The sequence below is a fragment of the Macrococcus brunensis genome (genome assembly GCF_022343725.1).
GTDB classification, from domain to species: domain Bacteria; phylum Bacillota; class Bacilli; order Staphylococcales; family Staphylococcaceae; genus Macrococcus; species Macrococcus brunensis.
Genome location: NZ_CP092179.1, coordinates 732749 through 757415, shown reverse-complemented (window position 1 = coordinate 757415; position 24667 = coordinate 732749). Strand labels below are relative to the sequence as shown.

Here is a 24667-nt window from a genome sequence, read left to right as displayed (position 1 = left end):
GTTTCACCTTCTTATTTTATCGTCAGTCGCGCGGCTTTCTGCCACGACTCACGGTCATAAAGCTTGTTAAAAATGATAGCACACTCAATAGTTTCGCCTGCATCAAGCTTAAAAGTATGTCCCTTAACTAAGTCCTGGTAGTTATATATCAGGGAACCCACTTTCAGTTTAATCGTCCCAATCGCATTTGGGTTATTATAATAGCTGCTGAAACTGACTATACGCATATCTACGCCTTTATTAGTCACAGAAAATTGAATACTAGTCTGTGATAGCGGCCACTTAGGAATTATATCCCCTTCTGTTAAATGGATACCATCTCCATTTATTACCAGTTTATCATTTTCTTTTTTGTATAACTCATAAAGATTTTTTTCATCATTAATAGGATAAAAGTTTAAAACCGGCCAAAAATGATTAATCCACTCTCTGTGCAAAATTCTATTTTTTCTATCACTGATTGGAGCACTTGTCACTAGTTTCAGCATCTCTCGTGTATTCAAGAAAATGAAGACGTCTACACTGTTATCAGTCTCCTGAGTGACATTGCTATGCCAGTTTCCCAAACGTTGTTCCTGATAGTAAAGATCTGCAAAGTAATGACCATACGCCTTTTTTTCTGATAGATCAGCACGTCTCAAATAGTTTTTAATCATTAGTTCATCTGCGATGTCATGCAGTGCTTTCGGTTTTTTACTCATAATATTCGTCATAAAACTAAAATCCTTAGTCATATAATATTTAATGACCACAGGAAGCTTAGCTAGCTCAAATATATTTGATTTAATATGCAGTTTACCCTTCAGCGTACTTTCAGCCATCTTCTCGCTTAAACTATAGGAGTGAGTTGATTCAAATTGCCTGCAATAGTTCCTGGTCTCCTCATTCACATTTTCATTACTGTCGATGTGCATGAGTGTATGATTTAAACCCAGATCCTCAACCATTGATTTGACAGTACGCACATCATTGTCATAAGTAAGTTTTGCAAATGATGACAACTTGCCCAGACTATAGTAGGTGAGAAGTGGTATCGAACTATTGTGCATGATAGCCAGAGACAAACGTGAGTCTATCCCTGCTGTAAGCGTCATGTAGGTATTTTGTAACTTTAGCCATTCTCTCATTTGGGAAAAATACTTGTTAGATTTTTCCAGCACCTCTGATAAATCATTGGTCTTAAATGGTTCATTTGGAAAAAATCGCGTCGTTTGCTGACTACCTAAAGATAGATATGTATTTGGATTTAATTTAAAGACATTTTCGTATCTTGAATAGTCTAGGAAACCATTAATTTCTCCGCTGTATCGTTTTAGTTTTCTATTATACAGCTTTTGACATGCTTCTGCTACAAGTGCACTGTGAGAAGCGATAACAGGATAATCTGCACTGTAGAAGACAGACCGCATCGTTGTCGCATCCGGATAGACATGGACATTATCTTCATATACTAAAATGATATAACGTCCGTTCAATTTATTTAGAAGAGAATGCCTTTCTTGTTGATCAAGACTATCTAATTGCTGAAGAATTTGTAGCGCTGTTAAATTAATATTTTCTGCGAGAACAGCGTAACCGAGCAATACAAAGTGTGATTGACCCTTATACTCTGTTATCTGCAAGTCGCAGGCATAAGACAGAACATATCGTCCTAAATGTAATGTATTTATATTGTCTGCCTTCAAAGGCTGTTCTGTCAGTAGGTACCCCTTAAAATACTGTTGATCAACCTGCATATATTCACCTACTTATGATAATTGACTTCTTCTTTAAGACTCTTGATGACATCATTTAAATCTTTATCTTCAGGACGGTCATACTCATCATACAGACTATAGATGTCGAGGAAACGTGTAATGGCTTCTTCGCGTTCTTCCGGATTGATGCGATCGAGTCTGACAATGTACCAGCCTTTGACATAGAAGTTAAAGCGTTTTTCCATATACGTATCCATCAGCTTGTTGTCAAGCAAGAATGGAATACGTTCTGTTTCGAGTTTATAGTATTTGTCAAAGAACTTCTTAGAAATCGTGTTCGTCACAGAACCTGATACTGCTGCGTAGTACATATGAATATATTCTTTCACAAGAAGGACTTGTCTGGAATTCAGCACCAGTTCCTGGAAGAACATCGTATCCTGACCTGCTGCACCTTCGACCATGCGCAGGTTGTTCTTCTTGATAATATCTGACTTGACAACGAGTGCCTGGATACTTTGTGCACGTAAGCCGCAACGTTCCATAAAGGCATGCGGGTCAGTGATCAGTGCTTCACCGTTATTATACTTCGTACCTGTCACATAGAAATTGAACTCTGAACGTTTTTTATTGTCTTCTTTTAAGATATTACCGACAACCATATCAAGATCTGGGTTTTCCTGCAGCTTGTCATATAGATATTTATAGCCGTCTCCTATCGCTTCATTGTCTGGGTCCAGGTAAGTGATGAAATCAGTTGACGCGAGTTCCGCTCCTTTGTTACGTGGACGAGACGCACTGCCACTGCCGCTTTCAAATTCATAGTAGACAATGGACGGGTTCTGTCTGCGCAGACGGTTGATAATCTGAATCGTCAGTTCATCGGTACTGCCGTCATTGACGAAAATAATTTCCATATCATCATACATGCTGGAGCGCTTCAGTGAAGACATACATTTATCTTCGAGATACGTTCCATTGTTATGAATCGGAATGATGACGCTGAGTTTTTTGTTGCGATTGATCGGCTTCGCACCAAGTGTCTGAGGTGTTGTCACTTCAACACGGTCAAGTGCATAGCCTTTTAAGCCTGACTGCTTCATCGTGCTGATGTCATACATCGTTAAGCCGTCGTTCTGTGTATTTGTATAGTTATGGTGCTCTGATTCGTTATCTGATTTAGTGACGAAGTCAACATCCGTATATTTGAATGCACTGTAAAGGTCTTCAAGATAGTATTCCTCGTAATAGTAATCATTCTTGAAGTAAGTCACGAAGCCTTCTGTCAGGTTCGCCTCTTTAAAGTCTCTTTCAGTCATCAAATGTTTATTGCCGTAAGACTGTGCATCAAACTGTTTCTGGATACTGTCTGTGATTTCAGGTACGACCACATAAACCTCGTGTTCAAACGTATCTGTATAGTAGATACCGATATCATTCATGATCTGCAGCATACGGTGATAAGTTGTTTCACTTCTCATGACGTTACGGATACCTTTTGCCTGAATAGATTTCAAGTCATCTTCTGATAAGTTGTTAAAGATAGTCTTGAAGTCTGTCTGATGATTCAGGATGAAGACATTCGGAAACTTGTTGTTGACGCCGACAGAGTAATTAGACAAGAGCAGATTACCAAAGGCCTGCAGCTCGTAGATACGGTTCGCATACATCGTATCAGAATATTTCACTGAGTTGACGTTGATCGCCCAGCGGAAGATCTTATGAATCTTCTGCAGGTTGCCGTGGCTAAGAGGTCCAGTTACATTCGGAATATAGCGTAACGGGAAATAGTAACGAGAACGCTGGAGTTCTAAGTTACGGTCAATGATCGTCAGTTCTGTATCATTCTTGATGATGGCATCAAAGATATGAGCCGCTTCTTTGTTACGCTGCGGGTAGCGGACCATCCAGCTGCCGGCGAAGATAATTTCATCTTTATAGCGACAGCTTAAATCTGTACGTGTCCCGACAGGATTGTGATAATGCGGGTTGATACCGAATGATAATGTGCTGACATTGTCATTCTCTGTATATTCACGGTAAGTATCTTCTATCTCAATGGCCGACGTGTAGATGTAGTCACAGTGTGTGGCTAAATCTTTGAAGACATCATAGTTCACAGGGTCTTCTTTAGAGTAGAAGATAACAGGAATCTGTTTTGCTTTTAGCAGTGAAATCAGTTCAATCGCACGCTGTCTGACTGCCCCGTTTAATGAAGCAAGTCCTGACCAGCTCTTTTCGATTCCTGTCCAGGCAGTTGCCACGATGACAAAATCAAAGTTAAGATCGATGTCTTCGTAGTCATGCGGAATATAAACGAGGTCCACGACGTCTTTATAACTGTTGTAAAGGAACTCATCACAGATGATACCGACACGTTTTTTAATTTTATTGAAGACACGGCTGCCGTTAGATTCAGGCAGTGTTGCCAGATAAGGTTCAAGTTTACTGAAGAAATCTGTTTTCCCTTCGCGCTGCCATTTCTCCAGGAAGTCAACAAATGATTCGTTTTCTTTCATGTTGCCGAGTAATGACAAGGCCAGCTGATAATCACGTGACAGTACATCCTGATACTGCTGGTAGCGCTCTATTTTTCGTTCTGTCTCAAGTACATCGTAGTCGACAGGTGTCGATACATCATTCAGACTCTTCGCGCCCTGTTCTTCTGTTGTCTCCAGCACTTCATCAGGATTCAAGATTCTTTTGACAATTTTGTCCTGAAAATTATGTTCTCTACTAAATACCATTATTTTCTACCTCGCTTTGAACGTCGTTCCCAGATGACAAGCTGCAGCTTGCCGAGTTTTGAATTACGCAGATTGGCATAACGTTTTGTCACTTTCTTCGTCAGTTCTTTCTGCTTTAACAGTTTCTTCTCGAGTGCAATGTTTTCGTTCAGCAGTTTCATCATGATGTTTTTAACTGTCGCCTGTTCATTGACATAGATCATATCTTTATGATGAGCGATGATGGCCTGTTCGCTGAAGTCCTGTTCAGTCGGCGTAACCGTCTCAAAGTCGACTAAGTCATCTGTTGATACCCAGCCTGCGACCGCGTTCTGTTTAATACGTGCACGCTTCAATCTAGGAAATACAGACTGTACAAACACTTCTTCTTCACGGTCAAGCTGATTCATCAGAATCTTTTCGTCCATCTTAGATGTTGCATAAAGATCCGTATCATCATGCTTCAGATATGTTTTCTTGCCGACATTCTCCATACGGTCGATGACTTCTGAAGGTGCGAATGCCACAAACGTATTCTTTCTGAAGATAGCTTCCAGTAACTGATCGTTGTGATAAGCAAAGAAACGACTGAAGACCTGATAACGCTGGAAGTACAAGTTGTAGTCACCATTTTTGTTGATCAGACTGTTGATTTCAGGTGAATAGAAATCTTCATATTTGACTTCAATTTTCTCATTGTTCTTATTGAAGAGAGGAATAGAAGAGACGAGTTCAAACCAGCCGACGAGTACATCTTTATATTCGACAAGCACCATTTTCTTCTCATCATTGAAATCATGCGATACAACTTTAACAATTTTATTGTTATAGTCCTTAATTCTGCCAATTGCTTCTGTCATTTTCTTGTCAACAAAAATTTCATTTTCAGTTTTCTCATTGACAAGTATATATTCAACGAACTGAAAATTATCATTAATAAATTCTGTGTTCATACTTCACCTCATAAAGTTTTATAAATAATCGACTAATCTGTTTCTGAATTTAAAGTGGATCTTAGAACCAAAATACAGCATTAACAGGCTTAAACACCAAAAATACAAATGATCCTGCCAAGTACCGTACATTGGAACTTCTGCATGTGTGAAGGCACTACGATATATCCCTACTAAATATGTAAAAGGATTCAGTCCTGTTATTTTTTGCATCAGTGGTGTTGAATGCTCAACTGTCCAAAATATTGGAGTTAAAAAGAAACACATTCGAATAAAGTTCTGTAGAAGATTACGCGTATCTCGTACAAGCACAGTTAAAGTACTCATGATGAGTGAAATACCAAAGATAAAAACATAACTAGCAAATACAAAATAGAAGAAAATAAAATAATGCCACCAAGGTACATAATGATGAAAAACTGACAAAACAAATAGGAATGCTGTTGTAATCATTAAATTAATCAGGGAATTGAAAAAGTTAATTGACAATAGCGTACTGGAAGGAAACTTCATTTTCGTTACGATACTCAGTTTTGAAAGGATGGCATTTGATCCTCTATTAATTGATTGTGAGATAAAAAGCCACGGAAATAGACCGCTGATTAAATGAATAATGAATGGTATACCATCAACATCTGCACGGACACTACGTAAACCTAAACCAAAGACCAGATAGTAAAGTCCTACTTGAAGAGCAGGTTGTAGAACATTCCAGAAAATTCCTAAATAGTGATTGGAATACTCACTTTTAATATTAAAGATGGCGAGTTTATAGATCAGTTCTAAATGTGAGAACTGTTCCTTGAATAATTGAATTAAGTCTTTCATAGGCACTCCTATAAAAAAGTGAAACATTAACTCCAGGATTATTTAAGCATTATCCATTTGGCGCTAATGTTTCACCTCTAATTTATATTGTTGATTATTGATTGAAAGTGTAAAGGTTACCGAAGTTGTAGTACTTCGTCGTTTCGAAGTTTGATTTCACGACGTTTTTCGTATCGAAAATCAGTTGATCTTTCATACCTTCGAAGTCAGCGTCTGTTAACTGTTTGAATTCTGAATGATCGCTTAAGACAAGAACAAGTGAGCTGTCTTTTACAGCTGTTTTAATATCTTTCTCAACGAAATCAAGTTCAACGTGTGGATCGTATGCGACAACATCGTAGTCCAAATCTTTCAGCATTTCATAAATATCGAATGCCGGAGATTCACGAATGTCATCAACGTCCCCTTTATAAGTTAAACCGAAGACCGTCAGTTTTTTACCGTCTACTGCTTTTAAGATTTCTTTCGCTTTGTTTACAACGTAATGTGGCATCTGGTTGTTGATTTTACGACCCACTTGAATGATATCTGTGTTGATTGGGTCTTTTGCGATGATGAAGTATGGGTCAACTGCTAAACAGTGGCCGCCGACACCTGGTCCTGGCTGGTGTAAGTTAACGCGTGGATGTTTATTCGCCATTTCGATAACATCAAGTGCGTTAATATCCAGCTGATTACATACTTTAGCGAGTTCATTAGCAAGTGCAATGTTGACATCGCGGTATGTATTCTCCATTAATTTACTCATTTCAGCTGTCTTCGCATCTGTTTCAATCATTTCACCTTGAACGAATGTACCGTAAACTTTTTTACCTGCTTCGATACAGTTCTGTGTCACACCACCGATGATACGGTTGTTGTAAACAAGTTCATGCATGATCTGACCTGGTAATACACGTTCAGGACAGTGTACGAGGAAGATATCTTCACCGATCGTGAATCCTTTAGATTCAACAAGTGGCTTAACGAAATCATCCATAGTACGTGGTGCAATAGTTGATTCCACGATGATGACGTTGCCTTTTTCAATTAAAGGTAAAACAGATTCAACTGCTGTCATGACCATAGAGATATCACATGACTTGAACTGATCTGCGTTGTTTGGTGTTGGCACTGCAATGATAAAGCAGTCAGCTGGTTCAGGCTGAGTCGTCGCTTTGAATTTACCGCTTGCGATGACTTCTTCAAATGCTTCCTGAAGGCCCGGCTCTTCGATATGAATTTTTCCGCTGTTTAAAGAGTCAACAGCTTTCTGATTGATGTCGACACCGACAACGTCTACACCATGTTTTGCGAACATGATAGAAGTCGGTAAACCGATGTATCCAAGTCCTACTGTTGTTAATTTCAAAATAATCCCGCCTTCAATTAAGTTAGTAGGATATAAGTTAATGTTTTCATTAGCTTTATATCCATTATAAACATTATAATTATAATCAATCCTGATTAAAGAATCAAGATATAGTGAAACACAGTAAAGGTATCCTATTTCAAAAATCTTTTCAAACCAAAAGGTCATAACGTGTAATATGTTCAAAAAAGTTGTCGTCCTGATAGCTATCGAGTATAATTGTGTAGTTTAAATAGAAGAAGACAGGTGACGAATAATGAAAAAACCCATGAAGATAATTCTGATTCTCCTCAGCCTTTGTCTGATTATAGCACCCTCTACTTATGCGGCAATTCTCTACTTCCAGGCGAAGAACGCAGTAGATAAATCTTTTACAGATAATACGAGTCAGTCTTCATTAAGAGACGGTGCTGTCAATCCGGATATGAACCATGTTTCTATTCTCTTCCTCGGTATTGATGACAGTCTGACGCGTCGTCGCGATGGTCAGACCATGGAAAAAGCGAGAACAGATGCGATGATTTTAGGGACATTCAACCGAGACAAACAGCAGATTCGTCTCGTCAGTATCCCGCGAGATACGCTCAGCTACATCCCATCAGTCGGCTACTACGATAAAATTACGCATGCTCATGCTGATGGTGGTCCGGAATCTTCGATGCAGGCAGTTGAAACCCTTTTTGATGTTCCAGTTGATTACTATGCCCGCATCAATATGCAGGCTTTTGTTGACATCATTGATGAACTCGGCGGTATTTATTTCAAGGTTCCGTTTGATCTAAATGAGCCGACTAAAAATGATATTGGCCGTATCAAAGTCAAAAAAGGATATCAGAAAATTAACGGGGACCAGGCTCTCGCACTCGTTCGCAGCCGTCACGTTGATACTGACCTCGGACGTGGTAAACGTCAGGCTGAGATGATTGAAGCTATCATCAAAAAAGCGAAACAGACTGATTCTCTGGATAAGATAGATGAACTGGTCAATATTGTTGGCAACAACGCGAAACATAATTTAAGCTTTAACGATATCACCTCACTGGCGACGACTTATTCCAAGGATAATGTTAAGTTTGAACGTGAACAGTTAACAGGGACAGACTACATGTATAACGGTGTCTATTATTTTAATCCTGTTTTCTCAGATGTTGCTAAGACCGCAAGTCTCTTACGCAAAGATTTAGGGTTGCCCCCACAATCCTATAAAGAACTTTTAAGCTATAAAGTATCAAGATTATATGGAGACCTTATTCCACTTGAACCTATGAAAATTAACCAAATAGACAAAGCCTATCAAGACCAGTCCGGACAAAAAGAACAAGAAGTAAAAGAGCAAGCATCTACAGAAGCACCGACGACCGGAGCACCTGCATCACAGTCAGAATTACCTAATGTACCATCAACTGAAACGGCTACTACAGAAGCACCATTCCTAAGTCCAGACCATACTTCAGTCCAATCTTATTAAAAAAGGATGGTTAGATGTCAAAACGTAATACTTATGAGAAATATGAACAGATTAACGGTATGTTCGACAAACTCGAAGAGCAGATCATTCATTCAGGTGATCTGTCCTATATGCGACAGCAATTCTATTTTATCGATGAATTTCATCGTCAGAATTATGAGTCACTCAGAGTTTATTATCATCAGGCAGATGACAGCCCACTTATCGATGGCGCATGTTATTTAATAGCAATTCCAGAAATTTTTAATGTCATTAATATATTTGACTATGAAGTACCTTTTGATTTTATCTTTGATAATGGTCAGTTAAGTTCAACTTTTCAGCAGCTGGATATTTTTTATCAGTATATGCTGGCAGCAGCGCTTGAAGTATCAAATATCAAGATATTCAATCCCTCTGGCTACTCACTCGGAATGAATCACTGGAATATCAGCCAGATGAAAATATTCTGGCAATATACAGCAATTATCAGACGAGAAGCAAATTAAACGCCTATCCACTCGAATAGGTGTTTTTTTTAGGAATCCATTTAACTCCCAATTACTTCCGAATCGATATATAGGATAGATAGATGGTTAAGTGAAATGTAAATAATATGTTCAAATGTTAAAGTCACGTTACAAAGTCGAAATCACCCTATACTTCATTGTTCAATCAATTTATACTGAAAAAAGATTCAGACTAATGCAAATGAGAGGACTCTATATGGATTCTAAATTCTTCTACAAATCTTCTTCCCTTCTATTCATGATGTTAGCTGCACATTCAACTGCGCAGGCAGCAGAAACTCAAGTTACAACTGAAACTGAAAAGAATGATGACATCGATCAAAATGCATCAACTACCGAGCAGACTCAAGTTTATGATGTTAAACAGACCATAGATGCTTCTGCTACACCTTATAACTTTGAAACTACTGAAAACCCCGTAAAAGACACAGCTGTATCGACTGAAGAGCCTAAAGCTGAGGCGCAATCTACAGAAGTACAGACTGAAGAACCTGTTACTGAAGAGCCTGTTCAAGACACAACTGCCTCTTCTGAAGAGCCTAAAACTGAAGTGCAAGCTACAGAAGTTCAGACTGAAGAACCTGTTACTGAAGCTCCAGCTCAAGACACAACTGCCTCTTCTGAAGAGCCTAAAACTGAAGTGCAAGCTACAGAAGTACAGACTGAAGAACCTGTTACTGAAGCTCCAGCTCAAGACACAACTACCGTTACTGAAGATCCTAAAACTGAAGTGCAAGCTACAGAAGTACAGACCGAAGTCCCTACTAATGAAGCTCCAGCTCAAGACACAACTGCCTCTACTGAAGAACCGATAGAAAAAACCACTTCTACTACTACTCAAGTTAATAAGACAGTTCCTACAGAAACACCTATTAATAACACAGTTACGTCAGAACCTGTAAAAGCTGAAGAAGCTCAGCCTGTTTCTGCACAGAGTGTTACGACAACTCAAAGTGAGAAGTCTACTGCCCCGACACAAACTTTAACAGCTCAAACTTCTTCAAGTCTTCTGACCCAAAAACGTGCAGTGACACTACAGCGCACTGCACCAAAAACATTAACGTTATCAATGTCACCTACTACGCAGACTCGCACACTTGCTGCTTCAACTTCTGCAATCAACAGCTTTATCCTGTCACAGAACTATACAGTGCCAACTTATAAACAGGATTTTGCACCTGACCTGCCAAAAATGCCTTATCGCAATGGTGTAGCTAAACCTGAAGGTGTTGTGGCTCACGAAACAGCGAACCCGACTTCTACTATTTACGGTGAAGTTGCTTATATGAAACGTAACTGGAATAATGCGTTTGTTCATGCGTTTGTTGATGATAACGAAATTATTGAGACAGCAAATACTGATTATGTGGCGTGGGGCGCTGGTCCAGCGGGTAACGCTCGTTTTATTCATGTGGAACTGGTACGAGTCTACGGCAAAGAACGCTTCGCTAAAGCTATCAATAACTATGCTGATTATATTGCGACCAACCTCCATTACTACGACCTGCCTGTAGATTCAGCAGAATATGATGGTGCAGGAACATTATGGTCACATAAAGCCGTTTCTAATTTCCTTGGAGGTACTGACCATGCCGATCCTTATGGCTGGTTCCAGGAAAATGGCTACACGATGGACGAATTAGCCGAACTAGTTACATTAAAATATAACCAGAAAGTACAGGCGCTGGCTGGAACAACTACACCGCCTGTTACCGTTCAGCCTCCAGTCACTCAGACACCTGTTGTAACGACACCATCAGCACCTGTTGTAACTGCTCAGTCTAAAATGGCACGCATCAAAACAACAACTGCACCTGTTTATTCAACTGTAACAAGCACAACGGCCACACCTGCAGCAGAGAAAGCCAATTTCACGTATTATGTGAACAAAAAAGCTGACTATAACGGAAAATCATTCTATCTCATTTCAGATGAGACAGGTGTTCCACGTGGCTGGGTTGAATCCGGACAGTTAACTCAAGCGACACGCAGTGGTGAAAAAGCAGTAACTTCTAAGTTCAAAGTCAATTCACTTGCTACTGGAATCTACAGCATACCTTGGGCGATGGAAAGCCAGAAGTATGATAACCTTGCGAGCCAGATCAATCAGGCTTTCAATCCAACAAAAAAAGTGACTATCAATTCGACAGACTATTACTTTGGTACTATTAATGGCTTCAGTGGCTGGATGAACAGTAAACATCTCACACCTGTGACTAGTTCTCTTACTAACATAAGCACAATTAAAATGTATGGTAAAACATTATATAATGGTTCAACAGTCTTTAAAGATATTACACTCACTAATTCGTATAAAGATAATACGCCTTATCGTCAGCTATATATTACTAAAAAAGGAACTGCAGATGGTAAAACTTATTATCATGTACTCAACGAATCCTCCCAAGCAATGGGCTGGATTAATGACCATCAAATCCGGCAAACATCTGCTCAACTCGTGAGCACTGCTAAAATACCATATAAAGTTAATGCATCGACTGCTAAAATTTTTACGATGCCTTCTGGTGGTAGCGTTCAGCAGTTAATTAAAGACAAAAATCTTAAGAATCAATTTTTCAATGTAGTTAAAACAGAAAAAATCGGTGGCTCTCTATGGATGAAAGGTATTATTTCATCTAACAACACGACTGGATGGATAGCAGCTGACTACCTTACCAAACAATCATCTGTCCTCGAGGAAATGAAACGTGTAAGTATGATGGGTAAAACTTCAATTAAAGGTTCGACTGTATACATGGATAATGATCTTAAGACGAAACGTGCGACAAAAAGTTATAATATGAACTACTTTGTGCAGATTCGAGCTAAGCAGGGCGATACAATTTATTACTACGCTGTTGACCATTTGAGTAAACCTATCGGATGGATAAGCGATGCTGATATTCAGGAAGTTTCGAGACGTGTTATCAGTACGTCTAAAAAAACTTATATAGTTTCTAATCCTGTTTCTTACTTATACAGTATACCAGCTGGTACAAAACCTCAGCGTCTTCAACCTTTAAATAACCAGGTAGGTAACAAATTTAATGTTATACGAACTGAACGTATAGGAACTGATTTATGGCATAAAGGATTACTTGATAATGGTACGAGTTACGGGTGGATTGCGGATCGTTTCTTAAGTCGCTTATCTGAAGTCATTGTGCCAGCATCGACCTCTTTAGAAACAGCAATATCGAAGCAAATGGCACTAACATACAGTTCTGCTCCAAAAGTTGTTTATAGCGATAAATATGGTAATACATTAACACGCAATGCTACAGCAACCGAAGTCCGAGCAAGCATCGATCCTAACCTTTTTAAGAATGATGAAGTACAGAAATATCAATTCCTAAGATTAAACAGTTCGCAAGGAATAGCCGCTTCTACTCTTAATACATTACTTCAGAACAAAGGCATTCTTGCTAATCAAGGTACAGCTTTTGCTGAAGCATCTAAACTGTATAACATCAATGAAATCTACTTGATCAGTCATGCGCTCTGGGAGACTGGCAATGGTACGAGCCAGTTAAGTAATGGTATGGGCTATAACACTTCTACAGGACAGGCTACAACTTACGGCACAAAATATTACAACATGTACGGTACACGCGCAGTCGACAACAATGCATTAAACAGCGGTATACAGTATGCTTATCAGCAAGGCTGGAACACACCTGCTAAAGCCATTATCGGCGGTGCTCAGTACGTCGCTCAGAACTATTTCGGCAACAAACAGTTCACGCTTTATGAGATGCGCTGGAACCCGGCTAACCCTGCAACTCACCAGTATGCAACGGATATTAAATGGGCGTCTAAGAATGCGATGCGCATCGCTGACTTCTATCGTCGTATCGAACTGACAGGACTGAAATATTTAATCGATCAGTATAAATAAGAAACAGGCTCATATGAGCCTGTTTTTTTGTACAAAAAAACACGACTCATGTCGTGTCGCGTTAAAATTTAAATGGATCTCTGATGCTGAACGAATGATAGATTTTCTCTAAAATATTGATCAGCTCTTCAGATTCTGTCTTGTTCAGTTCTTTCATAAAGCTGCGGACGACTTTTGCTTTAATACCATCAGCCATCTCTACAATCTCCTGGCCTTGAGGTGTCAGCTTAAGAACTGTAGAACGTAAATCATACATACTTTGTTCCTTCGTGATATAGCCGAACTCTGCCAGTTTTTTGATAGAACGGGAAACAGCCGTCTGCTCTTTACTCATCTTGAAAATCAGTTTCTTCTGCGTCATATTGTCTTCATTCTGAATCAGTTCCAGCATATAAATCTGTTCACGAGATACGTTGTAATCAGCGAGTTCAATTCCAGTAATTTCATCGATTTTTGTGTTAACGAAATAAATCAGTTGTCCAAACCTTTTTAAGCGATGGTCTTCCATAGAGTTTCTCCTTAATATATAACAGTTACACAAATTATAATCGATGTATAAAACATGTGCAATATATTTAGAGCTAATTTTACAATTAATAGTTCACTATCTATTTAAGTATGACTTACTAAAGAAATCTCTTTTTCATTTTACTGTAGAAATCTGCTGCCTGTAGCGCTCGATTATAATATTTAACGACATGAGCAGACTTCTCTTTGACAGTCAGTGACCTGCCATTTGTAAAATAGATCATTGTTTCTGCATGGTCAACTGCCTGTAAGTAATGCTGGTTGTTGATATAGCACATTTCGTAGCTATCTTTCGGATGCAGCGGAAAGAAAACAAGGTTCTGAGAGGCATCAATGATGACAGGCGTATACTGTGCAAATTTCAAACTTTCTTTTACAGATTTCCGGCTGGCAGTCAGACTGCTGTTCACCATCTTAAGCGTCTGGTTGAGCAGAAAATCCGGTGAAACATCCACCCATTCGATTTCACCATTATAATACGCAATTTCAGTCTGACCTCGTGTTTGATTAGTACGGCGGATATAGACAACCTGTTGACTCAAATAGTGTTGCATAACAGAACCTCCTTTTAATTTGTCTTTCTCGAACATTATAAGGTTTTGTTGACAAAAAGAGGTTTAAAATACTAAAAAATAACAAAATAAGCATTTAAATTAATATAATCTACAAATTTGTCTTATTTCTCGATTTTTATTACGAATCAAGTCCCTTTAAGATAAAGTCATCCGGAAATAATTTGTCGATCGATCGCGTCAGGACATATAGATGTTTGAAGAATGGTTTGTAAAGTATGACCGCATGATTCATCACCTGCTCCATCAATATCACATCACTTACGACCGCGAAGATTACTATCAGCTCGCTCTAATCAGACTGTGGCGTATCGCCGAGAACTATGATTGTCTAAAGACACCTAATGAATCACAGTATGTCTATCTGCAGCTGAAATTCTGTCTGATAGATGAAATCAGGAAACGGATGACTTATCAGGAGAGGTTTTTATTAATGACTGATGAGACCTTGCCAGAAGTAGAAATCCTGGAACCTGATTTATTATGTATCGACAATTTAACGAAAGATGAACTGGAGTGGCTGAACTACACGCATCAAGGCTTTAGATTAGCCGAAATTGCAGACAAAATGACACTCACAGTCTCCCAGGTAAAGTATATTCGCAAGAAGGCACGAATCAAATTACAAGAAAATAATGATTTGCCATTTCAAAACCAGTCGTAATTTAGTATAATGACGCATAGTATGTTTAGAGGAGGTCATGAATATGGATATCGCTAAAGTTGGAAACGTTGTAGAATTCCACGAAGGACTACGCGGCAGAGTTGAGAAAGTGAACGAAAACTCTGTGATTGTCGATCTGACAATTATGGATAACTTCGAAGAACTTGAACAGCCTGAAAAAACTGTCATTAATCATAAACGCTATAAGATTATCAATGACTAAGTGGACGACTAAACCTTCTCTATTTCTGATATCGTTTGTGTTATTTCATATCCTGCTGTTCCTGATGAGAAATGAAGATCAGGTCTTCTGGCATATGATGACAGGCATCTTTTTACTGACCACATTCAGTTACCTTGTCTATAAGCGGCATCTGACTTCCAGAAGGATTGGTCAGTCACTGCTTGCAAGCATCATCGGAGTGATTGCTATCGTCGTGCTGTATTCCATACTGGTGCAGTTTCTGCCGGATATTCGTTATCAGGCGATTATGGAAACACTTATCTCAATGGGTGTCCATTACCGCTGGCAGCTGATGATATCACTCGCAGTGACTGTCGCACTTCATGAACTTTACTTTCGGACGATGCTGCAGGAGACTATCACACATCCTGTGCTGGCCGTGATTTTAACCAGTCTTGCATCTGTCAGTTTATTTATATGGGTGCTCAGTCCTGAACAGCTGGTGACACTCGTCGGCATCCAGCTGATCACTGCAGCCGCCTTCCAGTATTCAAAGCGCCTGATTACACCGATTACAACCGTTATAGGCGCAGTCATCATTTTAATACTGCTCTACGCATAAGAACAGCACCCTAATGGGTGCTGTTCTTTTTAAATTCCTGCTGAACATAATAAAGTTCATCCTGCAGCCAGTGGTCTTCTCTGAACCCCTTTAGATTAATGGTCTCAGCATGATAGTCAATCAGCTCATAAGTCGTTGTCCGCTGTCTGAACTGTACTTGAATATGACTCAGCTCAGAGATATTCTCTGGTGTATTCACATGCCATGTGCCGTCAATCACTTCATTTAATCCTGAATTAGACAGCATCAAATCCACACCTTCTGTTGAACGGAGCATCTTTTCCTGTGCAGAGATAGAAGCAATATCGCCATAATACATCACGATCACAAAATCAGGATTTTCTCTTTCCCGCATGTGCCGAATCCAGCGCCTCGCAGCATCTACCGTCTTCTCCATATGAAAAGCATCACTATAGTGCTCCCGGAACTGTTTAGTAGCAGTCAATCCAAGAATACCCACTTTCATCTCGCCGAACTGTTTGATGATATAAGGCGTATTAAAGAAAGCTTCTTTCGTTCTGACATGCAGTATATTCGCACATAGAAAAGGGAACTGTGCCATTGCCTCTGCCTGGTTGAAAAAGCGCGGTCCTTCTTCAAAATCCTCATAACTGATGCCGCTTGCATCGTAGCCGATATGATTCATGACATCGATCACAGGATTTCTTCTGTGCTTTTGCGACGCTATAAACGCGCTGTCGCTGGAACCACATAACGTACCGGCATTGTTAAGCACGAGCAGATGCGAAGTATTACGCCTGACTTTCTGTATATAGTTTGCAGCTTTAAGCAGATTCATATCCGAGAAGAGCATGCCACGTATGTTATTTGTTATTATAATATGTATATCGAAATTATGCATGCAATCACCCTTTTTTATTATATCAAATTCATGTCAGGAGTCTCTATGAAACATTTAAAGCGCTATATTTTTGTCAATCTGCTCATCACCTTAACACTCAGTGTATTCAGTTACTTTTTTATTCTGCAGCATGAAAAAGATATCGAACAAAGCTCGATAGACCGCAGTTTAAGTATTCATGAGCAACAAATCGCTACTTTCATAGATGATGCGATCAGCACGGTTCAGACCATTGCAACTGTTATGGAAGTTGCACCTAAAACAGAGGCGCTTCAAACTGCCATCAGCAGCTCCAGAAGCAAAGATGGCAGCTATAAAAGCATCAGTATAGTCGATAAGGACGGACGAGTCATGATCTCATCCAATCAAAATCTAATCGGACAGCTTGAACATTCATATGCTTTCTACGAGCAGCATAAAGACCCGCATCAGATTTCCATCAACTTCAGCACTGAGGAATTCAACGGGGTTGATGACATCTATATCTCCAAGTTTATGACCTATAAAGGCGAACCTGTTGTGATAGTGGCGGAAATGAATATCAATACACTGATGACGTCTATCGATGCTGTTCAGCGCGCTAAATCTGTTGAACTGACCGATCTCAATAATAATATGATCTTTAAATCCAAGATGCTGAATGAAAATGGTATTTCCAACAGTAAAACGCTGCAGAATGTAGACTGGCGTCTTAAAATTATCTCCAACCGTAATCTCGCACTCGATGCATTAAGAACCACTGCGATTCTTTTCCTGTTGCTGACACTTGTCGTCGCGACCATCCAGCTATTTAATAATGTTTACGAACGGCAGAAAGAAAAGCTCCGTCTCATTGAAGAGATCAATGCACAGAAAAAAGAACTGATTGGAATGCTTGCTGCCAATACTGCGCATGAAATTAAAAATCCCCTGACATCTGTCAGAGGATTTGTAGAGCTATTGGAACTGAAATATGACCGTCAGGGAGAAAACCCTCATTTTGCTATCATTAAGACAGAAATCGACCGTATTACAGATATCGTCGGTCAATTTTTACTGCTCGGCCGTCCGACTGAAGAAAATGACCAGCCGACTGAAGTCGTCAAAGTAGTCAAGGATACATTAAACTTCATGAAATATGACTTTGATGTCCACCAGATGCGCCTGATTTCAAGCTATCAGGAACCTGAACTCTATACATTGATGGCAGCAGATCAGCTCAAGCAGGTGCTGATCAATCTGCTGCAGAATGCTAAAGAAGCGATACCAGACGGTCGCAGCGGTGTCATTGAAATTAAAGTTCAGCTGCAGGATATGATTATCATCACGATTACTGACAATGGTATCGGTATGTCAGAAAGTGCGATCAAACGTCTATATGAACCGTTTTATACCACAAAAATAACGGGCACAGGACTTGGTTTACCTGTTACCCGTAATATGATTGAACTGGCTGGTGGAACGATAGACGCACAGAGTACGGTCGATGTAGGGACTACTTTCATTATCCGTCTGCCGATTATCCAATCATGATGCGTTCTTTCGGATAATGATACTTCACTGGCTCTGCTTTACCGCCGAGCATGATGACGAATGTAATCAGTCCGACACGGCCGATGAACATGACAATCATGATGACGATTTTCGATGGTACGGCCAGCTCAGAAGTAATTCCGAGAGACAGTCCGCACGTCCCAAAGGCGCTCATCACTTCAAAGAAAATTTCAAGGAACTGATGTTTACCATTTTCAAAGCCTAATATGACGGCTAACGCAGTGAAACAGATGATTATAGCGAGTATCATGACTGCAAATGCCCGCTGCATATCGATTGGATGAATTTCCTTGTTAAAGACTTGAATCGTTGTCCGACCATTACTGAAGTTGATAATAAATAAGACTAATATAGCAAAAGTGGTCGTCCTGATCCCGCCGCCGACAGAACTCGGAGAAGAACCGATGAACATCAGTCCGCCCATAAAGAATTGCGTCGCTTCTGTCAGAGTCGTCAGATCGATTGTCGTCAGACCTGCACTACGTGTTGTCGAAGACTGGAACATGGCATAGAAGAGACTCTTATGCCATGTCAATCCTTTGAATGCATTGCCCATTTCAAGTAAATAGATGACAATCGTTCCGACTATCAGCAAGAGTGCATACGTTGTTAGCGTCAGTTTCGCAAATAAACTGAATCTGAAGTTAGGCACTTTGTTCATGATATAAGTCTTGATCTCAATGATGACTGGAAAACCGATTGCGCCGAGAACAATCAGAATCATCACAATGGACTGAACAAAGTAGTCATCTGCGTAAGGGTTGAGAGACGCCCCGGTGATGTCAAGACCCCCATTTGTTGTCGCAGCTACGCTCGCAAATAATCCCTGGTACAGGGCTTCTTTAACAGAATGCATATCTTTATAAAAATAGAAGGCTAAAAGCAGTGCACCTACCGCTTCAATCGTCAGCAGAACCTTCACAATTTCTTTCAGAAGCTGTACCACACCTGTCATCTGTTCCTGATTATTATCTACCATAATCAGACGACGTTCCTGCATACCGATTCGTTTCCCGAGGATAACCCAGACGAGCGTACCCATCGCCATGACGCCGAGGCCGCCAATATTCAGGACAATCAGAATAATAACCTGACCGAAAAGAGAGTAAGTATCGACGATTGACATAGGGGCAAGTCCAGTGACACTGATACCTGAAACAGCCAGAAACATCGAATCAACATAAGAGACATGAACGCCTGGTTTATGGACATATGGCAGACGTAGCAGCAGGAAGGAGACCAGCATAGCGATGATGTAATAAACTACAATCCACTGCTGGGGTGTCAGCCGCCATATTCTTTTCTTCACTGGATTCACACCTTTACTTTAAAATTGCTTTCAGCTGCTTTGTTTTACCCTGTCGCGTTACGGTCATCGTCAATGTATCACCCTTCTGATGATCGTAATACAGAATTTTTCTGAACTGCACCAGACTTTCAAGTTTTTTGCCGTCCATCGATGTAATAATATCCTGAGTCTGAAGACCGGCTGCTTCGGCTGCCGAACCGCCTTCTACCCCCATCACAATGACACCTTGCGTCATATCAGCAGGAATGTTCAGCTGCTGCCGCACTGCATCCAGCTGCAGATTATTGATATCCTGCGCCTGGATACCGAGTTCAGGTCTGACTATCTTATGTTTTGTTTCTAATATAGCCGTTATTTTCTTCACATCATTACTCGGTATAGCAAAGCTGATGCCTTCGACATTATCCAGAGAGATCTTCATCGCATTGATGCCGACAAGTTCTCCCTGGTCGTTAACGAGTGCACCACCAGAATTACCTGGATTGACTGCTGCATCTGTCTGAATGACGTTCGATTCCCAGTCATAGAGCCCATCGCCGTCTAAATCAACCGGCACCGCTCGGTTCAGCCCGGAGATAATGCCTTGTGAGACACTGCCGGCAAAAGTCTGACTAAGTGGACTGCCGATTGCAATAGCTGTCTGTCCGACGATAATCTTATCACTGTCAGCAAACTTCATCTGACCGGTCAGCTGTCCTTTAGGCACCTTAATCACTGCTAAATCCGTCCATTCATCACTGCCGATGATACTAGCTTTTACTTTTTTGTTGTTACTAAGCGTGACCTGAACGCTCTGTGCATCTTTGATGACATGATAGTTTGTCACGATAAAGGCCTCTTTAGCAGTGACCTTATAAATGACGCCGCTGCCAATCCCTACTTCTTCAGGTACTTCACTTTCGTTTAACAGATTATTGGCTTTCTGCAGATTGACGACACTGACCACATGATCTCTTGTCAGTTTAATCGCTTTTTCCGTCTTCGTCAGCGTTTCCTGAACCGGTTTCGGTTTCTCATGCTCAGGTGTATCGGTAAAGAGATTCCAGAGCATCACGAGTGCTATACCGAAGAGAACAGCAGGAATCAAGTATAACCAGCTGAAGTGAGGAGATTCCCTTTGTCTAACAGGCTGAGATTTCGGTTCAGGCGTTACCTGGTCTTCCTGATGCTCGATAACAGGAACCTGACTGACCGCTGTTTCTTCGACAATAGGCTCCTGCACGACTACAGGTTCTTCTATAGGTGTCTTTTCTTGATAAGAAGCTGCAGCTTCATCAGAAGATTCCTGATCGCTATTTTCCTCATGTTGAACTGAATCCGTTGTAATCGTCACTTTGTCAACCAACTCAGAATTATCATCTGGAACTGATTCTTCGTGCGTTTCTTCAGCAACGTCTTCTTGATTAAGTGTTTCTTTATGATGTCTGAAACGACGCTTCGGTCTGAAGTATTCCTTTTTCAGTATTTTAATTTTCCCCATCTTGCTCCCCCTTTAACTACAGCAGACTATAGAGCTTAATTTCAGGGAACTTATCCTGGAACCAGCGTGTTGCAAATTCATTCTCAAACAGGAAGACTTTATTTTCATAGCGGTCATCCACAAGAATCGAACGACTTGAGTTCATCGCATCTGTAATCGCTTCTTCGTTCTCAATCCAGCGCGCAATCTTACGACCCACTGGCTCCATAATAACGTCGACGTTATATTCATTTTTCATGCGGTGCTCGAATACTTCAAACTGCAGTTGTCCGACCGCACCTAAAATAATCTGGTTCGTATATAGCGTCTTATAGAGCTGAATTGCCCCTTCCTGCACAAGCTGTTCTATCCCTTTATGGAAATGCTTCTGCTTCATGACGTTTTTCGCGCTGACCTTCATAAAGATTTCAGGTGTGAACTGCGGCAGTTTCTCAAAATGGAACTTCTGGTTGGCACCGACTAATGTATCACCGATCTGATAGTTACCGGAATCATAAAGCCCGATGATGTCTCCGCTGACAGCATGGTTGACGGTCTGTGTATCATCTGCCATAAAAGTCGTTGAACGGGAGATTTTCATCTTCTTGCCTGTACGAGTGAGCGTGACATCCATGCCGCGTTCAAACGCACCTGACACGATACGCATAAAGGCGATTCTGTCGCGGTGAGCAGGATTCATATTGGCCTGAATCTTGAAGATAAAACCAGAGAACTGCTCTTCAAACGGACTGACAATGTCTCCTTCTGCTGTGGTACGTCCTGACGGCATCGGTGCGAAATCAACGTAGGCATTCAGGAAGTTCTGAACACCGAAGTTCGCGAGTGCTGAACCGAAGAAGACGGGTGTTAAGTCGCCCGCACGAAGTTTCTCTTCATCGAAATCTTCCCCGGCACCGTCTACCAGCATCAGTTCTTCAACTGCTGTCTCAAATGCAATGTCGTCTTTAATCGGATGATCTTCAACAAGTTCAAAATCCTCGTTCAGATGGAGCACATTTTCTTCATCACGGAACGGTTCAATCGTCTTATGCTCGCGGTCAATGATTCCGAAGAATGACTGCCCCATACCGATCGGCCAGTTCATCGGATAAGTCTCGATTTCAAGCGTCTTTTCAATTTCTTCGAGGAGTTCGTATGGTTCTTTACCGACACGGTCCAGTTTGTTGATAAATGTGAATATAGGAATACCGCGCATTTTACAGACTTTAAACAGTTTCAGTGTCTGTGGCTCTATCCCTTTTGCCGCATCGATGACCATGACGGCGCTATCGACAGCCATCAGTGTACGATATGTATCTTCTGAGAAGTCTTCGTGACCGGGTGTATCCAGGATATTGATTTTATAATTGTCGTAGTCAAACTGCATCACAGAACTCGTTACCGAGATACCACGTTCTTTTTCTACGTCCATCCAGTCACTTGTTGCGAACTTCCCTGTCTTCTTCCCTTTGACTGTCCCCGCTTCACGGATGGCGCCGCCGAAAAGCAAGAGTTTTTCTGTCAGTGTTGTTTTACCGGCATCGGGGTGAGAGATGATGGCAAAGGTCTTTCTAATTTCTACTTCCTGTTTTAATGTCATAATGTTCTCCTTAAACTTCGCTTGTCCACTGTGCGATACGCATCGCCAGTTCGCCTGCTTCTTTTTCATCTAAAATATTGAATAAGTGTAAATATAAATGTTCAATCAGTGATTCACCGTACAAGTCATAGTCATATTGAATCGAAAAGAAAATGTCAGGAATACTGACGATAAAGTTCTCTTCTTTCTTATTTTCATGGATATAGACTTTACAGGTCAGGTTATCACTGTTACTTTGTCTGATTTTCATGAGAACCTCCAAATTTCTTGTAAGCAGCATCTAAACCGATTAGATCATCACGATGCGGTACTTTAACGTAACCCGGCATGATCTGATAAGGTTCGCGTCCTTTTGAAGCAAGGACCACCATATCGCCTTCTTCAGCCATGTCTATCGCATGCAGGATACCTTCTTTGCGGTCAGTGAATGATCTGAAGTTCTGATGCGTTGCCCCTTCTTCCAGTGCATCTGTCAGTTTCTTCGGGTCGTCATTCGCCGGGTTATCCGGTGTGAAGATGACATAATCCGCGCGACAGGCAATTGCCCCCATTTCAGCGGTCTTCGTTAAATCACGTTCCCCTGCCATGCCGACCAGGAAAATGAGCTTACCTTTTACGAATGGCTGAACAGCGTCAATGAGTTTATTCATACCGTCCGGTGTATGGGCATAATCGATAATCAGATCAATCGGCAGACTGCGATCCAGCACTTCCAGCCGTCCTTCAACAGGCGGCATTTTAGATACTGCCTGAACGACTGTCTGAATGTCGTGACCAGCAGCAAAAAGCGCAGCAATAGCAGCCATAATATTGTAAATATTGAATCTGCCGAGATAGGGACTCTCTACTTTGAAATCGCCTTCCGGTGATTCAAGGGTGAACGTTGTGCCGTAAATCGTTTCATTGATATCCGATGCTCTGAAATCAGCTGGATGGTCAATACCATAACTGATGATTTCGCGGCTCGTGACCGTGCGAAGCGTCTCTGAAAATGCATCATCACTATTCAGTACGGCATAAGATTGATGGTTACCGAGCTGACTGAAGAGGAGTGATTTTGCATAACCATAATCCTTCATTGTTCCGTGAAAGTCCAGGTGATCCTGTGTTAAGTTTGTAAATATAGCAACGTCAAAGTCCACACCGTTCAGACGTCCGAGTACGAGCCCATGACTCGATACTTCAAAGCTCATGGCTTCAGCTTCTTGTTCCAGTGCCTTGACGATACTTTTCGTCAGTGTGACGGTCTCAGGTGTTGAGTTGGCCCCCTTAGTCACTGACTCATCTATCTGTAATCCGTTCGTACCCAGATAAGCACTATGCAGGTTAAGCGCACGATGGAGATGATGAATCATAGTCGCAACGCTTGTTTTGCCGTTTGTACCGGTCACACCAAACGTCTTCAGCTTCGTTGCCGGATGATCAAAGATCGCCTGTGCGAATAAACTTGCCACGCGCAATGTATCAGAAACAATAATCTGGGCAACAGGGGCATCGACTTCATGCTCTGTCACGACCAGCCGGCATCCTTGTTCGATGACGTTCGGGATAAAACGGTGGCTGTCGACCGTATAACCTTTTGATGCAACGAATAGACTGTTCGGACCGGCAGTACGTGAATCTGTCGTAATATCGGTGATTTCTTCAGGCAGTTCACCTTTTATTTTTTTTACTTTTATCAGGTCAAGCAGTGCTTCAGTTTTCATAGGAATACCTCCTTTAATTCAATTCTTTATTATACACTTTTTTAGAGTGGGAGTCTGAAAAATATAGAATTCCCTTCAGGCTCTGATTATTAATTTTTGTCCAGTATTTGTAATTTTTTTGTAATGTACTCGAATTTTTTGCCCAAAGTCTCTATAATGAGATAAACTAGCTAAGTACAATTATACTCCTGGAGCGTG

General features: G+C 40.8%; 20 protein-coding genes. 7 read left to right on the top strand and 13 right to left on the bottom strand.

The genetic code is table 11. The features are described from left to right. Positions 1–11 precede the first annotated feature (11 nt). From MGG13_RS04010 to MGG13_RS03990, 5 genes are all read right to left on the bottom strand, one after another. Positions 12–1736 (bottom strand): hypothetical protein, encoded by a 1725-nt coding sequence (locus tag MGG13_RS04010; RefSeq protein ID WP_239035448.1) that lies wholly within the window; start codon positions 1734–1736, stop codon positions 12–14. 8 nt (positions 1737–1744) lie between these two features. Further along, positions 1745–4444, bottom strand: coding sequence for a glycosyltransferase (locus MGG13_RS04005; RefSeq protein ID WP_239035447.1), 2700 nt, complete (start codon positions 4442–4444; stop codon positions 1745–1747). Then, complete coding sequence (locus tag MGG13_RS04000; RefSeq protein WP_239035446.1) at positions 4444–5376, bottom strand: hypothetical protein; 933 nt, start codon at positions 5374–5376, stop codon at positions 4444–4446. Before MGG13_RS04000 ends, MGG13_RS04005 begins: the two co-directional genes overlap by 1 nt. Before the next feature lie 18 nt (positions 5377–5394). Beyond that, positions 5395–6204: an ABC transporter permease gene (locus MGG13_RS03995; RefSeq protein WP_239035445.1), complete on the bottom strand. Its 810-nt coding sequence runs from the start codon at positions 6202–6204 to the stop codon at positions 5395–5397. Positions 6205–6298: 94 nt separating this feature from the next. After that, on the bottom strand, positions 6299–7555 hold the full coding sequence (locus MGG13_RS03990; RefSeq protein WP_239035444.1) for a nucleotide sugar dehydrogenase: 1257 nt from the start codon (positions 7553–7555) through the stop codon (positions 6299–6301). A gap of 256 nt (positions 7556–7811) precedes the next feature. On the opposite strand from MGG13_RS03990, the gene MGG13_RS03985 reads away from it, so the two are divergent. The 3 genes from MGG13_RS03985 to MGG13_RS03975 all read left to right on the top strand — a co-directional run bounded on the left by MGG13_RS03985 (position 7812) and on the right by MGG13_RS03975 (position 13430). Continuing rightward, the gene (locus tag MGG13_RS03985) at positions 7812–9023 is read left to right on the top strand and encodes an LCP family protein (RefSeq protein WP_239035443.1); all 1212 of its coding nucleotides are present in this window, start codon (positions 7812–7814) and stop codon (positions 9021–9023) included. Between the two features lie 14 nt (positions 9024–9037). Continuing rightward, the gene (locus MGG13_RS03980; protein ID WP_239035442.1) at positions 9038–9511 is read left to right on the top strand and encodes a DUF2538 family protein; all 474 of its coding nucleotides are present in this window, start codon (positions 9038–9040) and stop codon (positions 9509–9511) included. Between the two features lie 217 nt (positions 9512–9728). Continuing rightward, a complete protein-coding gene (locus MGG13_RS03975) occupies positions 9729–13430 on the top strand; it encodes an N-acetylmuramoyl-L-alanine amidase (RefSeq protein ID WP_239035441.1) in 3702 nt (1233 codons plus the stop codon). Between the two features lie 61 nt (positions 13431–13491). On the opposite strand, the gene MGG13_RS03970 is transcribed toward MGG13_RS03975, so the two are convergent. Continuing rightward, positions 13492–13938, bottom strand: a complete 447-nt coding sequence (locus MGG13_RS03970; RefSeq protein WP_239035440.1) for a MarR family winged helix-turn-helix transcriptional regulator — start codon at positions 13936–13938, stop codon at positions 13492–13494. Positions 13939–14056: 118 nt separating this feature from the next. Next, positions 14057–14512: a competence protein ComK gene (locus tag MGG13_RS03965; protein WP_165983157.1), complete on the bottom strand. Its 456-nt coding sequence runs from the start codon at positions 14510–14512 to the stop codon at positions 14057–14059. A gap of 211 nt (positions 14513–14723) precedes the next feature. Between MGG13_RS03965 and MGG13_RS03960 the strand changes: the two genes are divergently transcribed. From MGG13_RS03960 to MGG13_RS03950, 3 genes are read left to right on the top strand one after another with little or no spacing between them, the layout of a single operon-like run. Beyond that, positions 14724–15194, top strand: coding sequence for a sigma-70 family RNA polymerase sigma factor (locus MGG13_RS03960; protein ID WP_239035439.1), 471 nt, complete (start codon positions 14724–14726; stop codon positions 15192–15194). A 43-nt stretch (positions 15195–15237) separates the two neighbouring features. Beyond that, positions 15238–15417: a YkvS family protein gene (locus MGG13_RS03955; RefSeq protein WP_133432792.1), complete on the top strand. Its 180-nt coding sequence runs from the start codon at positions 15238–15240 to the stop codon at positions 15415–15417. Continuing rightward, positions 15410–16000 carry a hypothetical protein gene (locus MGG13_RS03950; protein WP_239035438.1) on the top strand — a complete coding sequence of 197 codons (591 nt, stop codon included), beginning with the start codon at positions 15410–15412 and terminating at the stop codon, positions 15998–16000. Before MGG13_RS03955 ends, MGG13_RS03950 begins: the two co-directional genes overlap by 8 nt. Positions 16001–16010: 10 nt before the next feature. On the opposite strand, the gene MGG13_RS03945 is transcribed toward MGG13_RS03950, so the two are convergent. Further along, positions 16011–16799, bottom strand: coding sequence for a bifunctional UDP-sugar hydrolase/5'-nucleotidase (locus MGG13_RS03945; RefSeq protein WP_239035437.1), 789 nt, complete (start codon positions 16797–16799; stop codon positions 16011–16013). A gap of 108 nt (positions 16800–16907) precedes the next feature. Here MGG13_RS03945 and MGG13_RS03940 point away from each other — a divergent pair, with 108 nt between their 5' ends. Continuing rightward, positions 16908–18374: an ATP-binding protein gene (locus MGG13_RS03940; RefSeq protein WP_239035436.1), complete on the top strand. Its 1467-nt coding sequence runs from the start codon at positions 16908–16910 to the stop codon at positions 18372–18374. Here MGG13_RS03940 and MGG13_RS03935 read toward each other — a convergent pair. The 5 genes from MGG13_RS03935 to MGG13_RS03915 are packed head-to-tail and all read right to left on the bottom strand — an operon-like array spanning position 18361 to position 24469. Continuing rightward, positions 18361–19713 carry a TrkH family potassium uptake protein gene (locus MGG13_RS03935; RefSeq protein ID WP_239035435.1) on the bottom strand — a complete coding sequence of 451 codons (1353 nt, stop codon included), beginning with the start codon at positions 19711–19713 and terminating at the stop codon, positions 18361–18363. The two genes, MGG13_RS03940 and MGG13_RS03935, sit on opposite strands and share 14 nt — an antisense overlap. A 4-nt stretch (positions 19714–19717) precedes the next feature. After that, complete coding sequence (locus tag MGG13_RS03930; protein WP_239035434.1) at positions 19718–21184, bottom strand: S1C family serine protease; 1467 nt, start codon at positions 21182–21184, stop codon at positions 19718–19720. A gap of 16 nt (positions 21185–21200) precedes the next feature. After that, positions 21201–22763 (bottom strand): peptide chain release factor 3, encoded by a 1563-nt coding sequence (locus MGG13_RS03925; protein WP_239035433.1) that lies wholly within the window; start codon positions 22761–22763, stop codon positions 21201–21203. A gap of 10 nt (positions 22764–22773) precedes the next feature. Beyond that, the gene (locus MGG13_RS03920; RefSeq protein ID WP_133432786.1) at positions 22774–23013 is read right to left on the bottom strand and encodes a YueH family protein; all 240 of its coding nucleotides are present in this window, start codon (positions 23011–23013) and stop codon (positions 22774–22776) included. Next, positions 22994–24469, bottom strand: a complete 1476-nt coding sequence (locus MGG13_RS03915; RefSeq protein ID WP_239035432.1) for a UDP-N-acetylmuramoyl-L-alanyl-D-glutamate--L-lysine ligase — start codon at positions 24467–24469, stop codon at positions 22994–22996. Before MGG13_RS03915 ends, MGG13_RS03920 begins: the two co-directional genes overlap by 20 nt. Positions 24470–24667 lie beyond the last annotated feature (198 nt).